General features: G+C 61.4%; 13 protein-coding genes. All 13 read right to left on the bottom strand.

The window, feature by feature from the left end; genetic code table 11:
* Nucleotides 1–70: 70 nt before the first annotated feature.
* Entirely contained in the window at nt 71–1,612 is a 1,542-nt protein-coding gene (locus tag G5253_RS01090; protein WP_254203392.1) for an HD domain-containing phosphohydrolase, read from the bottom strand.
* A 16-nt stretch (nt 1,613–1,628) separates the two neighbouring features.
* Nucleotides 1,629–3,059 carry an HD domain-containing phosphohydrolase gene (locus tag G5253_RS01085; protein WP_266133869.1) on the bottom strand — a complete coding sequence of 477 codons (1,431 nt, stop codon included), beginning with the start codon at nt 3,057–3,059 and terminating at the stop codon, nt 1,629–1,631.
* Nucleotides 3,060–3,061: 2 nt separating this feature from the next.
* Entirely contained in the window at nt 3,062–4,186 is a 1,125-nt protein-coding gene (locus tag G5253_RS01080; protein ID WP_266133870.1) for an FIST signal transduction protein, read from the bottom strand.
* 181 nt (nt 4,187–4,367) lie between these two features.
* A complete protein-coding gene (gene nuoN / locus G5253_RS01075) occupies nt 4,368–5,831 on the bottom strand; it encodes an NADH-quinone oxidoreductase subunit NuoN (protein WP_266133871.1) in 1,464 nt (487 codons plus the stop codon).
* On the bottom strand, nt 5,828–7,372 hold the full coding sequence (gene nuoM / locus G5253_RS01070; protein ID WP_266133872.1) for an NADH-quinone oxidoreductase subunit M: 1,545 nt from the start codon (nt 7,370–7,372) through the stop codon (nt 5,828–5,830). Before nuoM ends, nuoN begins: the two co-directional genes overlap by 4 nt.
* A 98-nt stretch (nt 7,373–7,470) precedes the next feature.
* Entirely contained in the window at nt 7,471–9,318 is a 1,848-nt protein-coding gene (nuoL, locus tag G5253_RS01065; protein WP_158113452.1) for an NADH-quinone oxidoreductase subunit L, read from the bottom strand.
* Nucleotides 9,315–9,623 carry an NADH-quinone oxidoreductase subunit NuoK gene (nuoK, locus tag G5253_RS01060; protein WP_005337247.1) on the bottom strand — a complete coding sequence of 103 codons (309 nt, stop codon included), beginning with the start codon at nt 9,621–9,623 and terminating at the stop codon, nt 9,315–9,317. Before nuoK ends, nuoL begins: the two co-directional genes overlap by 4 nt.
* Complete coding sequence (gene nuoJ, locus G5253_RS01055) at nt 9,620–10,171, bottom strand: NADH-quinone oxidoreductase subunit J (protein WP_005359828.1); 552 nt, start codon at nt 10,169–10,171, stop codon at nt 9,620–9,622. The genes nuoK and nuoJ overlap by 4 nt, the downstream gene beginning before the upstream one ends.
* A gap of 10 nt (nt 10,172–10,181) precedes the next feature.
* Entirely contained in the window at nt 10,182–10,724 is a 543-nt protein-coding gene (nuoI, locus tag G5253_RS01050; RefSeq protein WP_005337245.1) for an NADH-quinone oxidoreductase subunit NuoI, read from the bottom strand.
* A 10-nt stretch (nt 10,725–10,734) separates the two neighbouring features.
* On the bottom strand, nt 10,735–11,703 hold the full coding sequence (nuoH, locus tag G5253_RS01045; protein ID WP_005337244.1) for an NADH-quinone oxidoreductase subunit NuoH: 969 nt from the start codon (nt 11,701–11,703) through the stop codon (nt 10,735–10,737).
* Nucleotides 11,700–14,438, bottom strand: a complete 2,739-nt coding sequence (gene nuoG / locus G5253_RS01040; protein WP_266133873.1) for an NADH-quinone oxidoreductase subunit NuoG — start codon at nt 14,436–14,438, stop codon at nt 11,700–11,702. The genes nuoH and nuoG overlap by 4 nt, the downstream gene beginning before the upstream one ends.
* Before the next feature lie 41 nt (nt 14,439–14,479).
* Nucleotides 14,480–15,865 (bottom strand): NADH-quinone oxidoreductase subunit NuoF, encoded by a 1,386-nt coding sequence (gene nuoF, locus G5253_RS01035; protein WP_266133874.1) that lies wholly within the window; start codon nt 15,863–15,865, stop codon nt 14,480–14,482.
* Nucleotides 15,862–16,404, bottom strand: coding sequence for an NADH-quinone oxidoreductase subunit NuoE (gene nuoE / locus G5253_RS01030; RefSeq protein ID WP_266133875.1), 543 nt, complete (start codon nt 16,402–16,404; stop codon nt 15,862–15,864). The genes nuoF and nuoE overlap by 4 nt, the downstream gene beginning before the upstream one ends.
* Nucleotides 16,405–16,463: the final 59 nt, after the last annotated feature.

The following is a 16,463-nucleotide window of genomic DNA, read 5'->3' as shown; positions in this document are numbered from 1 at the left end:
GCGACTGCGCCAGCGCATAAAAACAGAAACCGGCCAAATTTGGCCGGTTTTTCAATATGGGCTCTGTCGATCAGGTTTGGCCGTGGCCAAGTTCATGAGGGGTAAACTCTCCCCGATCCAGAATACGCAGACAGGCATCGACCACGGCTTCATCCAGCTGGACTCCCCGCATGGCCATGATATGGGTTCGGGCCTGCGCAATCCCCAGGGCAGCACGGTAGGGACGATCCGATGACATGGACTCCACTATATCGGCGACCGTGAGAATGCGCGCTTCCAGCAGGATCTGCTCGCCTTTTAACCCTGATGGATAGCCGGAACCGTCGAGATACTCGTGGTGCTGGTGGATCATCCGGGCTATGGGCCAGGGCAGGGCGATATCCTTGAGCACCAGATAACCCGCTGTCGGATGCTCCTTGACCAGATTGAACTCCTGGGGGGTCAGTTTGCCCGGTTTGGTGAGGATCTCGACAGGGACCTGGATTTTGCCGATATCGTGCACCATGGCGCCCAGATAGAGACCGCGTAGCGGTTTATCACCCAACCCCAGTTCTCGGCCGATGGCCAGCGCCAGGGTAGCGACATGCTTCTGGTGTCCGGCGGTGTAGGGATCGCGTTGTTCCAGCACGGCAGCGATGGCTCCCAGCGCATCCTCCAGGGCCAGCTCCAGTTGGCGGGCATGCATGGCTTTTTCACGCTGGGCGGCAAGATAGGCCTGCTGGGTTCGACGTGCCTGCAGGCCATAGGTCAGGTAGTCGGCCAGTCCGTTGAAGAGATGCACCTCCTCATCGGTGAAGGCTCTGGCCTGCGTGCTGTGAATAAGCAGTCCGCCTGGCACAGTGGCTTGCCACTGCAATGGCAGCAGCAGCCGTCCCCTCAAGGTGGCGGAGTGGTGGACCAGTTCGGTGCCAAGTGCTTCGTTGCGCATCTCGCCTGAACTGATTGCACTGATCAGGGCTGCGTCCCGGGTGAGCCAGTTATCGCTGGCAAACCAGACGGCCTGACCTGCCTGCGCCAGGATCTGTACTCTGTTCTGATCAGCGGTCTGCAGTACGGTCACCAGGGGAAAACGGCCATCGAAAGTGATGGCATCACAGATCTCCTGCAGTAGTGTCTGTTCATCCCCCTGCTTGAGCATGGCATGGTGGGCGCGGGTTATTGCTTCCAGCGTCCAGGTATATTGCTGGAGACGCTCCTGCTGCTGTTTCTGGTCGGTGATATCTTCGAAAAAGACAGCGACACCGATCACCTTGCCCAGCTCATCGTACAGGGGAAACTTGGTGGTACTGAGCCAGCGGTCTTCACCCCCTTTCAGATAGGGTTCTTCGTGATGCCGGGTTGTGCCGCTGGCCATGACCTGGAGATCGTCATCCCGGTAGCGTTGGGCCAGCTCGGCCGGGAAAAAATCGGCATCGCACTTGCCAACCAGTTCGGCCGGGGTGAGGGCCAGATCGTCGGCCAGCAGTCGGTTGCAGGCGATGAAGTGTGAACGGGTATCTTTCAACAGGACGCGATAGGGCAGCTGTTCCATCACCTGATGGAGCAGGGCTGCGGTGGGGTGAGAGCTGACGCCCGGTGGCTGAATGGATGGCGGTAGATCTTTTAACATCATCTTGGTGCAACCAGAGTCAGGTGGTAGTAAAGCGGTAGCCCGCTTGCCAGACGGCGAAACAGGCATCGACCACCTGTTCGTCGTAATGCACACCGGCATAGCGCGTCAGCTCGGCGAACGCATCGGTGAGAGAGAGGGCACGCCGGAACGGACGGTGGGCAGTCATGGCGGCCAGGGAGTCGGCGACCCGTATAATCCTCGCCTCCAGCGAGATCGCATCCCCCTGTAGCCCTTGTGGGTAGCCGCTACCATCGAGATTTTCATGGTGCTGCATCACTATGGTGGTGATGGGCCAGGGGAAGTCAATTTGTTGCAGGATCTCGCGGCCAGTGTCCGGATGCTGTTTGATCAGTTCGAACTCAACCGGCCTCAGTTCCCGCGGGCGTGTGAGGATCTCCGCCGGGATCTGCAGCAGGCCGATGTTATGCACCATGGCCGCAAGACCCAATCCATCCAGCTGCTCTTGCGGCAGTTGCAGCTGTTGACCTATAGCCAGCGCGAGATCATGCACGCGCCGTTCGTGTCCTGCCGTGACCGGATCTTTGTGGGCAATCGCGGAGGAGAGGGCCGCGATGGTCTGAAACAGCAGGGTGCGCTGGCGCTGCTCGCTCTCCTTGATATGGGTTATGTCGACCAGTGCCCCTATGATTCCGGCCACCTCGCCCTGATGGTCATAGAAGAGATCCTTGAAGTTGAGCACCTGGTAACGGTGGCCGCTGCGATCAAACAGCGTGTGTTCAAAATATTGCGGCTGCCTGCTGCGCAGCACCTCCATGTCCCTTTGGGTATATTCATCCGCCATCTCCGGGGGCAGGATTTCGTCCACCCGCTTCCCCAGCAGTTCGGCCTTGCTGATCCCGGTGACCTGGGTAAAGGCCGGGTTGCAACTGAGAAAGCGCCCTTCGACATCCTTGTAGAACACCGGGATGGGAATGGCCTTAAGCAGGGATTCGTTGAGGCGCTGCATGTCGACCAGCTCGGCCTGCTGGCGCCTGGCGAGCTGTTCGCTGTCCTTGCACAACTGGATGGCGCGCGCCAGATTACCGAGCACCGGGCTGAACAGATGGCAGACCGGCACTGTGTGCTGCTGGGGTTGGGGGGCCAGCAGCAAGATGAGATATCCCCCGTCAACCCTGAGCCGATAGGCAAAGTGGTACGGTCGGCCACCGGGGAGAGGCAAGGTCGTTTGCAGCGCACATTGGTCACCTTCAACAATCCAGGCAGGCAAGGAGAGCAGCGAGCCACTGTGCCGGGATAGCTGATCATCACCAATGACCTTGAGCAGCTCATATCCTTCCCGTTGCTGCTGCAATACCACACCAACCGGTGTGGCACAGTGAAACATAAAGCGCTGCAACACCTTGGTGAGCAGGGCATCGAGTGTGACCTCCCGACCGATACAGAGGGCGAGATCGCAGACAATGGCCATGGCGTGATCGTTATTCATTGCTAACCCTCGCTGAGACAGAGGATGGCACCGTTGTGAAAGAGCGGGTAATCCCCCGGCCTTACACTTCCTATCTCGCCAAGAGAGAGGGCTCCGACCAGCTCGTGGGCTCCGCTGTGGCTAAAGAGGGTCTCCAGCTCCAGGGTACTCTGTTCGCCGAAGTGCTGCTGACGGCCGGCGCAGTAGTAGATCTCGAGGCGCTCGGGTGTACCGTGTCGGCCGAGCTTTTCGGCCAGTTCGACAGCGTGCTCTGTGGGGCTTTCCGGGGCTTTCAGCAGTGTGAGAATACTGTGGTCAGGCACCTCTCCGACACAGAGCAGGGCACCTTCGTCGGTAACGGCGACCGGGATCCGCACGATCACATCGCCATTGGCTCGCAGCAACCCCAAGGGCAAATGTACACCGTACCGATAGAACTGCTCTGGTGTGAGGTTTTGCTGGAACTGCTGCCGGATCAGGGATTGATAGCGGCTAAAAGCCGGCTCCCAGTCGATAAAGGAGATCTTGTTGCCTTCACTGCTGGTGGCGAGCATGGGCTGGGCAGTGAGTTGATAGCCGTGCTCCAGCAAGGGGGGACTGTGGGGGGAGAGCAGTGCACAGCTGACCCCATGCCCCAGCAATCTCTGGGTGTCAAACAGGCAGGGCATGGCTATGAACTGGCCGCTACCTGCATTGACACCCGCATAGTTGACCCTGTCCGCCAGCCTTAGATAGATCCCCTCGAGCAGGGTTGCAATATTGGGGAGCATGGCGTCAAAGGTGAGAAAGAGGGTGGGAACCTTCTCGGTGTCCGGCCATTCTGCCAGTCGGGACGCCAACTGCTCGCAGATGATATCGGCCAGTGTATCGGCACTGGCTGTAGGGGAGAGCGAGAGCAGCAGAGGATTGTGGGATGCTGGTCGGGGCAACAGCCAAGCCCCCCTTTCGTGGAAACCGTGCCGACTGACAAGGCGTGGAAAGATGGCGCCGCAGAGTTGAATGTTGAGGCGCTGACACTGCTGCTGCAGATCGGCAACGCGTGCGGCATCCCGCTCGGCTAGCAACACATCGAGTCGTTGCCCCTCATAGGGAAGCAATGCATCGGCCAGTGGATGCGCATCAAATTGATGAAAAGTAGGCTGCATCATCGCTCGGAACTCCATTCCTGCCAGTCATCAATATATCAGCAAGGGGGTTGGATGAATACCGGACGAGACCAACGGCTGCACGGGGTGTGAGATGCCAACACAAAAGGGTCTCTGCCAGCAGGCAATCCACATAAAAAAGAAACCGGCCACATGGGCCGGTTTTGAAGGGAAATGAGCCGGGTTACTGCAACACCACCTGCTGGAACCCTTGTACCAGACTGATGACCGGCTGGGGATAGAGCCCCAGCAACACCACCAGGGCGGCAGAGAGCAGTACCACCACACCACCGGAGGAGAGCGCCCAGTCGGCGCTGGCATCGCGCTGCTGCATGCCCGGTTCGCGCAGATAGAGGGTCACCATCACCTTGAGGTAGTAGTAGAGACCCAGTGCGCTGCCGAGCACGATGGCGCCGGAGAGCCACCAGAGCTGCGCCTCGACGGTGACGCCGATGAGGTAGAACTTGCCGATAAAGCCGAGGGTCATCGGGATGCCCGCGAGTGACAACATCATCACCGTCAGTACGGCAGTCAGATAGGGGCGCTTCCAGAACAGACCGCGATAGCTGTGCAGGGAGTCGGCATCCTTGCCGCGATAGGGGCTCGACATCATGCTCACCACCCCAAAGGCACCCAGGCTGGTGAACAAATACATCAGCAGGTAGACCCCGGCTGCTTCCACCGGCATCTGGCCGAATCGGCTCGCCACGATCACCGCCAGCAGGTAACCGAAGTGGGAGATGGAGGAGTAACCCAGCATCCGTTTGACGTTGGTCTGCACCAGGGCCAGCAGGTTGCCGACCAGGATGGATATGACCGCCATGGCTGCCAGCAGCCAGTGGATCATGGGATCGCTCGCCGCCGGTACCGCCAGATAGAAGCGCAGCAGCACGGCAAAGACCGCCACCTTGCTGACGGTGGCGAGGAAGGTGGCGACCGGTGCCGGGGCTCCTTCGTAGACATCCGGGGTCCAGAGGTGGAAGGGGGCCAGGGAGAGTTTAAAGGCAAAGCCGACCAGCATTAACCCCAAACCCCCCATCAGCAGCGGATGGTGAGCCGGGCTCTCGGCCAGGGACTGCCCCAGGGCAGCAAAGCTCAGGCTGCCTGCCTGCGCGTAGAGCAGCGCCATGCCAAACAGCAGGAAGGCGGTAGCGGCGGCAGAGAGCACCATGTATTTCACCGCCGCTTCCAGCGAGTGGCGCTCGCGGTAGGCGTAACCCACCAGACCGAACATCGGCAGGGTCAGCATCTCGATCCCGATAAAGAGAGAGGCGAGGTGACGGGAGCAGGCCAGCACCAGACCACCAGCGGTGGCGATCAGCAGCAGCAGGAAGAACTCTTCCCGGTTGTCCGGGTAGGTTTTCAGCCAAGATTGACCGAAGGTACAGGTAGCCAGCGCGCCGATGAGTACCAGTCCCATGTAGAAGACGGCGTAACTGTCCACTTGCAGCAGCGGGGTGACCCCCTGATCCCCTTGCGCCATCACGATGGGCAGTGAGAACAGTGCCAGGTTGAGGCCAACAATGGTCACGGTAAAGGCGGTGGTGACACAGCGGCGCCAGGCGATGGCCAGCATCAGGGCCGCCATGGCCCCGGTGGTCAACAGCAGGGGAAGCAGTGCCAGCAGTTGGGAAGCGGAGAAAGTCATTGCAGGGCTCCAGCAGTCGGCAGCAGATACCAGTGCAGCACGTTGATAAGGCTGCTGCTGGCGGTGTCAATCACGGGTTGGGGATAGAGGCCAAGCAGAACAAGCAGGCCCGCGATCACCATCATCATGGTCAGCTCGCGGCGATCCAGCCCCTTGAGCATGCTCTCATCCTTGGCGGGGCCAAAGCAGGCGCGCTGCAACATGATGAGGGAGTAGACAGAGGCCAGTACCAGACCGAAGGTGGCGACTGCCGTGATGACAGGGGCAACCTGGAAGCTGCCGACCAGGATCAGGAACTCGCCGACAAAGTTGCCGGTGCCCGGCATGCCAAGCGACGCCACCGAGAAGAAGAGCATCACGCCGGGCAGATAGCGCAGGCGTCCCCACAGGCCGCCCATCTGGCGCAGATCCCGGGTGTGCAACCGCTCGTAGAGCTGACCGCAGAGGATAAAGAGGCCGGCAGCGGAGAGACCGTGGGCGATCATCTGCACCACGGCGCCCTGCAGGGCCAGCTCGCTACCCGAGTAGATGGCGATCATCACAAAACCCATGTGGGAGATGCTGGTGTAGGCCACCAGCCGCTTGATGTCGGTTTGGGCGAACGCCACGATGGCGCCATAGACGATGCCGATAAGGCCCAGCACCATGGCGTAGGGGGCAAATTCGGCGGAGGCTTCTGGGAACAGCGGCAGGGCGAAGCGCAGCAGACCGTAGGCGGCGGTTTTGAGCAAAATACCGGCTAGATCCACCGAACCTGCGGTCGGCGCCTGACTGTGGGCATCCGGCAGCCAGCCGTGCAGCGGCACCAGCGGCATCTTGACCGCGAAGGCGATGAAGAAGCCCAGCATCAGTAGCCACTGTACACCCTTGCTCATCGGGGTATTGAGCAGATCCAGATAGTTGAAGGTGAATACACCGGTAGCATGCTGGTGGGTCAGCACCAGCCCGATGATGGCCACCAGCATGATAAGGCCCGAAACCTGGGTGTAGATGAAGAACTTGGTTGCGGCGTTGATCCGTGATTTGCCGTCAGTGACTGAATGGCCCCAGAGCGCAATCAGGAAGTACATGGGGACCAGCATCATCTCCCAGAAGAAGAAGAAGAGGAACAGGTCCAGCGCCATAAAGACGCCGAGTACGCCACCCAGGATCCAGAGCAGGTTGAGGTGGAAGAAGCCGATGCGTTGCACGATCTCTTTCCACGAACAGAGGATGGCCAGCACCCCGATAAAGCAGGTGAGCATCACCATCAAGAGCGACAAGCCATCTACCGCCAGATGCAAAGAGATGCCGAAGCGGGGGACCCACGGCAGGCGCCACTCGGCGGCCCAGGCGGAGGCAGCACCGGTGACGCCCGCGCTGTCGAGACCCGTGGTGGCAAGGGAGAAGTCACCACTTAGCCAGATGGCACAGGAGAGCAGCAGGCTGGCGCTCATGGAGAGCAGGGCTACCCAGCGGACAAACTGCCCGCCGAGACGCTCCATCTGCCAGCAGAGCAAGCCGCCGATAAAAGGAATTAGCAAGATCCAGAGTAAGGTCACGGTATCAGCTCTCGTTCAAGTTCATATGAGATTGCGCTCCCTGTTCCATCAGGGAGAGCAAACAGCCTGGCTGTATGATCGTCCGGTTGTTCATCGCGTTACCCCAGCAGCAACAGCGCCAGCACCAGCACGGCGCCGATCCCCATGGAGGCGGCATACCAGCGCAACTTGCCGGTCACGGTCCAGGCCAACAGCTGGTTGCCACGCAGGGCAAACCAGGCGGGCAGGCCCATCATCCAGTCCAGCGGATCCTGCCCGACCAGACGGGTCGCCAGCAGATAGGGTTTGACCCACAGCTGGTCATAGAGCCAGTCAAAGCCCCAGGCGTTGAACCAGAGGGTGCTGAGCAGGCGGCCCGGCGCACTGTTGGCAATGGAGGTGGCCAGACGGCGCTCACCAAGGAACAGAAACGCGGCCAGCGCGATGCCCGCAATGGCGATGATGCCGGAGGCAACCTCCAGTGCATGGCGCCCCTCTTCGATATGATCTCCCGGGCCTGCCGGCAGCACACCTGCCAGCGGCGGGGTGATCAGCGCGCCTATGCCGGTGGAGAGCACCAGCAATACCAGCAGCGGCAGGTGGTGAGCCAGACCGTGACCAGCGTGGGCTTTGGTCTGCTCTTTGCCATGGAAGGCGATAAAGATCAGCCGGAAGGTATAAAGCGAGGTGAGGAATGCCCCCGCTAGACCTGCCCACAGCAGGGCGCTCTGGCCACTGGCCTCTACTTGCCACAGGATGGCGTCCTTACTGTAGAAACCGGAAGTGACCAGCGGCAACGCCGCCAGCGCCGAGCCCCCCACCAGGAAGCAGGCATAGACCAGCGGCAAACTCTTGCGCAGGCCACCCATCTTGAAGATGTTCTGCTCATGGTGGCAGGCAACGATAACGGCACCGGCAGAGAGGAACAGCAGCGCCTTGAAGAAGGCGTGGGTCATCAGGTGGAAGATGGCCCCTTCCCATGCGCCGACACCCAGTGCCAGAAACATGTAGCCAATCTGGCTCATGGTGGAGTAGGCGAGGATCCGCTTGATATCGGTCTGAACCAGCGCGGCAAAGCCTGCCAGCACTAGGGTGATGGCACCGACCAGCCCGACCAGATGGAGGATCTCTGGCGCCAGCAGGAACAGGCCGTGGGTACGGGCAATCAGGTAGACACCGGCGGTCACCATGGTGGCGGCGTGGATCAGCGCTGAGACAGGGGTCGGGCCTGCCATCGCATCCGCCAGCCAGGTTTGCAGCGGCAGCTGTGCCGATTTGCCGACCGCGCCGCCCAGGAGCATCAGGCAGGCCAGCGACAGGGCAGGGGAGCCCTCGGCAAACAGGGTCGGGGCACGAACCAGCAGCTCGTGGATATTGAGGGTGCCCAGTTCCCGATAGAGGATAAACAGACCGATGGCGAGGAAGACATCACCCACCCGGGTCACGACAAATGCCTTGAGGGCCGCCGCTCCGTTCTTGCGATCCTTGTAGTAGAAGCCGATCAGCAGATAGCTGCACAGCCCCACCCCTTCCCAGCCGAGGTAGACAAACAGCAGGTCATCGGCCAGCACCAGAAACAGCATGCTGGCGATAAAGAGGTTGGTGTAGGTGAAGAAGCGGGAGTAACCCTCTTCCCCACGCATATACCAGGAGGCGAACAGGTGGATGAAGAAACCCACCCCGGTCACCACCCCCAGCATGGTCAGCGACAGGCCATCCAGTGCCAGCGAGAAGCTCGGGGTAAAGTTGCCCACCGCCATCCATTGCCACAGGCGCTGGACATAGACGCCCCCCTCGGGCGGGTTGCCCAGAAAGTCGATGCCCACCCACAGGGTAGTGAGGGCCGACAGGCCAATGGAGCCAACCCCGATCAGCGCCGAGGTACGCTCACTAAACCGGCCGAGGGAGAAGGCCAGCACCAGCCATCCCAGCAGCGGAAATAGAAAAGTCAGATATAAGAGGCTCATCCGCGCATCTCGCTCACAGTGTCCACGTTCAGGGTGTGGTAACGACGATAGAGCAGCAGTAACAGGGCGAGGCCGATACTGGCCTCCGCTGCCGCCAGAGAAATCACCAGGATATACATGATCTGGCCATCGGCCTGGGCCCAGCGGCTACCCGCCACCACAAACGCCAGTGCCGAGGCATTCATCATGATCTCGATACTCATCAGGATGTAGAGCAGGTTGCGGCGGATCAGCAGACCGCACAAGCCGATGCAGAAGAGCACCGCGGCCAGCAGGAGGCCGTGCTCCATAGGGATTCCATTCATTGCTGACCTCCTTCTTGTGCAGAGCGGGATGCTGTGCGGGGGACGGAGAGCACTTCACCGCTCTTCTCTTCCCGCCCCAGGTGATAGGCGGTTACCAGACCCGCCAGCAGCAGGATGGAGGCAAGCTCCACCGCCAGCACATAGGGGCCAAAGAGCTCGACACCCACCTGCTTGGCGGTCACCTCGGTCACTCCGATCAGGCCCCCGGTCACCCCGAGAATGCCGTGGGCCAGAAAGCCCAGCAGGATCAGCGAGAGCAGGGCTGGGCCCCCCCAGGTCATGGGGGTGAGCCACTTTTTCTCCTGCGCCTGGGCACTCCCCAGGTTCAGCATCATCACCACGAACACGAACAGCACCATGATGGCGCCGGCGTAGACGATCACCTGCAGGGCGCCCGCAAAGGCGGCACCCAGGCAGAAGAAGATCATGGCCACGGCGATGAGGGAGATGATGAGATTGAGCAGCGCATGCATGGGATTGCTGGTGCTGATCACCCGCAGCGTGCTGTAAATGGCCACCAGGGCCGAGGCATAAAATGCCAGTTCCATGATTGACTCCTCAGGGCAGCAGGCTCTTGACATCGATGGGCTTGGCTTCGTTTTCGGCATCCCCTTTCGGCTTGCCGTCGATGGCCATCCCGCTCATGCGGTAGAAGTTGTAGTCCGGGTATTTGCCGGGCCCGCTGATCAGCAGATCTTCCTTCTCGTACACCAGATCCTGGCGGCGATACTCACCCATCTCGAAATCCGGTGTCAGCTGGATGGCGGTGGTGGGGCAAGCCTCTTCACACAGGCCGCAGAAGATGCAGCGAGAGAAGTTGATGCGAAAGAACTCCGGATACCAGCGACCATCTTCCCGCTCGGATTTTTGCAGCGAGATGCAGCCGACCGGGCAGGCAACTGCGCAGAGGTTGCAGGCCACGCAGCGCTCGTCCCCGTCCGGGTCGCGGGTCAGCACGATGCGACCGCGGTAGCGGGGGGCCGCATAGACTGCCTGCTCCGGATAGTTGAGGGTTTCACGGGGCCTCCAGGCATGGGAGAAGACCATGGCCAGGCTGCGTAACTGGGTGCCGACACCCTGAATAATGCTAACAATTTTCATATTGAGTGCCTCACTGCGTACTTATCAGTACAACTGCCGCGGTGACCAGCATATTGATCAGGGTCAGCGGCAAGCAGACTTTCCAGCCAAACGACATCACCTGGTCAAAGCGCGGGCGAGGCAGGGAGGCCCGCAGCAGGATGAAGAACACCATGAAACAGGCGGTCTTCAGGGCAAACCAGATGAAGGGGGGCAGCCAGGGGCCGTGCCAGCCACCGAAGAAGAGGGTCACGATGAGCGAGGAGATCAGCACGATGCCGATATATTCGCCCACGAAGAAGAGACCCCACTTCATCCCCGCATACTCGATGTGATAGCCATCGGCGAGCTCCTGCTCGGCTTCCGGCTGATCGAACGGGTGACGGTGGGTGACGGCGACACCGGCAAACAGGAAGGTGACAAAGCCCAAAATCTGGGGCACCACGTTCCACAAGTCTGCCTGTGCCTCGACGATGTCGCGCAGGTTGAAACTGCCGGTCTGGATCACAATCCCCATCAGGGATAGCCCGAGAAACACCTCGTAGGAGAGGGTCTGGGCCGAGGCACGCAAGCTGCCGAGCAATGAGTATTTGTTGTTGCTCGACCAGCCGGCGAACAGCACCGCATAGACCGCCAGCCCTGCGATGGCCAGGATGTAGAGCAGCCCCACATTGAGATCCGCCACGCCCCAGGTGGGGGTGATGGGCACCACCGCAAACGCCAGAATAAAGGCAGTGAAGGCGATGATGGGGGCCAGGATAAATATCCGGCGATCGGCGAAGGGCGGGATCCAGTCCTCCTTGAAGAACATCTTGATCATGTCGGCGGCCAGCTGGAGCAGACCAAACGGCCCCACCCGGTTGGGGCCATAGCGATCCTGCCACAGGGCCAGCAGGCGACGCTCGATGAAGCTCATGAAGGCGCCAGCCCCCACGATCCCCACCAGCACGATCAGTGCTTTGCCCACCTCCAGCAACAGATCGATCAGCGACTCGCTCATGCGATCACCTCCTGCAGGTTAGTGATTGAGGCTTGTTGCAGGGCCGTCGGCAGGCCATTCAACCCAAGGGGGAGCCCCACCAGACCGGCGCTCAGCTGCTCGCTCAGGCGCAGACGCAGTTGCCAGTGGCTACCGCCCCAGGAGAAGGAGACCTGACTGCCCCCGTGGAGGGCCAGACGCTCTGCATCAAGGGGATTGAGCACCAGCTCGGGTTCGTTCATCCGGGCCTGAATGACCGGGCTGCGAGCGGAGAGCTCCTCGCCGCCAAACAGCTGGGCATAATTGACCACTTGCAGCGCATCCTCTGCCTTGAAGGGGGAGGGGATGGTAGTAAACCAGCCAAGGGTATCTTCGCTTGCTTCCAGCAGACGGCGACCCGGATCGCCAGCACGCAGTTTGCCACCCACTTCATCCTGGAACTTGTTCCAGGCGGAGGGAGAGTTCCAGCCCGGCGCCCAGGCGAACGGTACTTGCGGCAGCGGCTGACGGGCTCCGGCATACCCTTCCATGGAGAAGTTGAAGGGGGAGTCGGGATCTTGCGCTACCCGCGGTTCGCTGACATTCTGATCCGCCAGCATGGAGGTGCGACCACTGTAGCGGTGTGGTTCACGGGCCAGCCGCATGCCACGGATCCGCAAGCCTGCGTTGGGCGCCGCTTCCAGCATGGTAGCGAGCAGCGGATTGCTGGTGGCGCAGTCATGATTGACCTGGTCGAAGTTCTGCCAGCGCAGCGGCTTGCGTTCTATCGCCCCTTGCAGCGCTGCCAGCCAGCGCCACCCTTCACGCACCTGAATATCGGCGTTGTAGAAGGCGGGCGCATAGACCTGGAAAAAGCGCTGGGCGCGTCCTTCCATATTGACCAAGGTGCCATCGGCTTCGGCAAAACTGGCCGCTGGCAGCACCAGATCAGCCTTGTTGGCGGTCGGGGTCGCCTGATGGTCGATGACCAGCAGGTATTGCAGCCGTGCCAGCGCAGCATCCACCCGGTTGCGCGGCGCGCGGCGGTAGAGATCGTTCTCCAGGGTGACCAGCGCCAACCCCTCTTCGGCCTCGATACGCGCAAGGGCGGCTTCGAGCGGCTTGTCTGACAAGGTTTGAGCGCCCAGCATGGCCAGACCCAGCGAGTTGGCCTCCTGGCCAACCAGCGCGATGCTGGCTTCCAGTCCTCGGCCTTTCAGGGCGCGGGCAATGTTGCTGGCCGCCTCAAGCAGCGCCACATCGCGGGCACTGGAGCCTGCAATGATGAGCGGCTTCTTGGCGTTGCCGAGCAGCTCGGCCCAGCGAGTCGCTTGTGCCTGCAGCTCGGGGCAGAGGTCGGCCACGGCCGGTGCTACTGGGTCGAGCAGGTTGGCGATGGCAAAGCCAATGCGCGCCTGATCGGCATAGGGGGCGTGCAGCTTGTCGGCCGCCACATCGTCCAGACGGGTGGTGTCGAGGCTGGTGATGAGCAGCGGGTAGCGCTCGTTCTGACCCAGGGTCTGAACGGCGGCGACTTGCCACAGATCCACCTTCATCTTGCGGGCCAGCTCGCGAGCCTTGCCCTTGACGGCTTGGCGCAGCGCCAACGCGATACGGGCGGCGCTCATGGTGACATCTTCACCGAGCAGCAGAATGGCGTCGGCCTCTTCCATGTCCCGCAGGCTCGGGGTTGGCACGCCGCCCTGTTGCAGGATCTGCAGCATCTTCAGCTGACAGGCCCACTCGGCCTGCTCGACGCCAGCGTAGAAGTTGTCTGCCCCCACCAGCTCGCGCAGGGCAAAGTTGCTCTCCAGCGAGGCGCGGGGCGAGCCGATGCCGATGAGGCCGCGTGCCGTGCGCAGGGCATCGGCGGCGCGGTTAAGGGCGCCATCGACCGTGATGGTCAGTTGGTCGTTGCCATCTTTGAGCAGCGGTTGGCGCGGGCGGTCGGCCAGATTGACGTAGCCATAGCCAAAGCGGCCACGGTCACAGAGGAAGTAGTGGTTGACGCTGCCGTGGAAGCGGTTTTCGATGCGGCGCAGCTCGCCATAACGCTCGCCCGGACTGATGTTGCAGCCCACGGAGCATTGCTGGCAGATGCTGGGGGCAAATTGCATGTCCCACTTGCGGTTGTAACGTTCGGAGTGGGTCTTGTCGGTGAAGACGCCGGTGGGGCAGACCTCCACCAGGTTGCCGGAAAATTCGCTCTCCAGGGTGCCATCCTCGACCCGCCCGAAATAGACGTTGTCGTGGGCACCGTAGACCCCGAGATCCTCGCCACCGGCATAATCCTTGTAGTAACGGACGCAGCGGTAGCAGGCGATGCAGCGGTTCATCTCGTGACCGATGAAGGGGCCCAGCTCCTGATTCTGGTGGGTGCGCTTGGTAAAGCGGTAGCGACGGCTGTTGTGGCCGGTCATTACCGTCATGTCCTGCAGGTGGCAGGCGCCGCCCTCTTCACACACCGGGCAGTCGTGGGGGTGGTTGGTCATCAGCCACTCCACCACGCTCTTGCGAAATTCTTTAGCCTCTTCATCCTCGATGGCGATGTAGCTGCCATCGGTGGCCGGGGTCATGCAGGACATGACCAGACGGCCGCGCTTGTCATCGGCATTCTGATACTGTTTCACCGCACACTGGCGGCAGGCGCCAACGCTACCCAGCGCCGGATGCCAGCAGAAATAGGGGACGTCCAGACCCAGCGACAGACAGGCTTGCAGCAGGTTATCTGCTCCGTCTACCTCGTACTCTTTGCCGTCTACATAAATGGTTGCCATACAACTTCCCTGAAACCTGTTTTGTGAAATCTGTGGTGTCGTTACCAGCGCTCGCCCAGCAGATTGGGCTGGATCCCTTTGACCGGCTTGCGGTTATCACCGCTGCCTTTGATCCCGGCCTCGAATTCGGAGCGGAAATATTTGATGGCGCTGGCCAGCGGCTCGACGGCGCCCGGTGCGTGGGCGCAGAAGGTCTTGCCCGGGCCAAGGAAACTGCAGAGTTGCTCCAGGGTCGCAAGATCGCCGGATTGCCCTTCGCCACGCTCCAGTGCCCGCAGCAGCTTGACGCTCCAGGGCAGGCCGTCGCGGCAGGGCGTGCACCAGCCGCACGATTCGCGGGCGAAGAACTCCTCCATGTTGCGCAGCAGACTCACCATGCTGATAGAGTCATCCACCGCCATGGCGAGGCCAGTCCCCATCCGGGTGCCGACCTTGCCGATACCGGCGGTATACATCTGGGCATCGAGGTGCTCCGGCAGCAGGAAGCCGGTGCCCGCGCCGCCCGGTTGCCAGGCTTTCAGGCGATAGCCGCTCCTCATGCCGCCGGCGTAATTTTCAAACAGCTCGCGGGCGGTGATGCCAAACGGCAGCTCCCAGACCCCGGGGTTGTTCACCTTGCCGGAGAAGCCCATCAGCTTGGTGCCGTGATCTTCCGAGCCCGGCAGCGCCAGCCCGTGATACCAGGCGACTCCGTTGCCGATGATGGCGGGGACGTTGCAGAGGGTTTCGACGTTGTTGACGCAGGTGGGTTTGCCCCAGACGCCGGAGACGGCGGGGAAGGGGGGTTTGGCGCGCGGGTTGGCACGGCGCCCTTCCAGCGAATTGATCAACGCCGTCTCTTCACCACAGATGTAGCGGCCGGCGCCGGTGTGGACGAACAGCTCGAAGTCAAAACCGGATCCCAGAATGTTCTTGCCCAGTAGACCGGCGGCCTTGGCCTCTTCCACCGCACGGCGCAGGTGGATGGCAGCATCCACATACTCGCCGCGCAGGAAGATATAGCCGCGATAGGCTTTGAGCGCCCGGGCACTGATGATCATCCCCTCGATCAGCAGGTGGGGCAGTTGCTCCATCAGCAGGCGATCTTTCCAGGTGTTGGGCTCCATCTCATCGGCGTTGCAGAGCAGGTAGCGGATGTTCATGCTCTCGTCTTTGGGCATCAGCCCCCACTTCACGCCAGTAGGAAAGCCCGCGCCGCCACGCCCCTTGAGACCGGCATCCTTGACGGTGCTGACGATCTCGTCCGGGCTCATCTGGCCGAGCGCTTTGCGCACCGCTTCATAGCCCTGTTTGGCCTGATACTCCTCCAGCCACACCGGCTGGCCGTCATCACGTAGCCGCCAGGTGAGCGGGTGGGTCTCGGGGGCACGCGGGGTGCGATTGGCGGTGCCAAGAGAGGCGAGGATTTTGTTCTGCGGCAGGCTCATGGGTAAGCCTCCAGGGTTTTCAGCAAGGTCACCGGATCGAGGCCGCCATAGGTGTCGTCATCGATCATGATGGCTGGCCCCTTGTCGCAGTTGCCAAGGCAGCAGACCGGCAGCAGGGTGAAGCGGCCATCCGGGGAGGTTTGACCGGGGTCGAGGTTCATCACCTCCTTGAGACCGGCCAGCAGATCTTCGTGGCCATTGATGTAGCAGACCATGCTGTCGCAGACGCGAATGATGTGGCGCCCCACCGGCTGGCGGAAGATCTGGCTATAGAAGGTGGCAACCCCCTCCACGTCGCTGGCGGGAATGCCGAGCTGGGCCGCGATGGCGTGAATGGCACCGTCGGGTACCCAGCCTCTGGCCTGCTGCACGATCTTGAGCGCTTCGATGCTGGCGGCGCGGGGATCTTCGTAGTGGTGTTTCTCGTGTTCGATGGCATCGCGTTCAGCCTGGCTCAGAACGAAGTCGTCCCGTTTGCTGCTGCATGCCCCTTGCCCCTGTGGGGTCTGATTATTGTGACACTGACATTGCTGGCTCATGACTTGACCTTTGGTGGCTTGTCCTTTTACTGCTCGTCCGGCGATCCCGATTCCCGGCC

It is taken from the genome of Aeromonas sp. 602658 (assembly GCF_049173005.1).
GTDB classification, from domain to species: domain Bacteria; phylum Pseudomonadota; class Gammaproteobacteria; order Enterobacterales; family Aeromonadaceae; genus Aeromonas; species Aeromonas veronii_A.
Note: the sequence above shows the minus strand (reverse complement) of the source record. Positions and strands in the feature narration are given on the sequence as shown.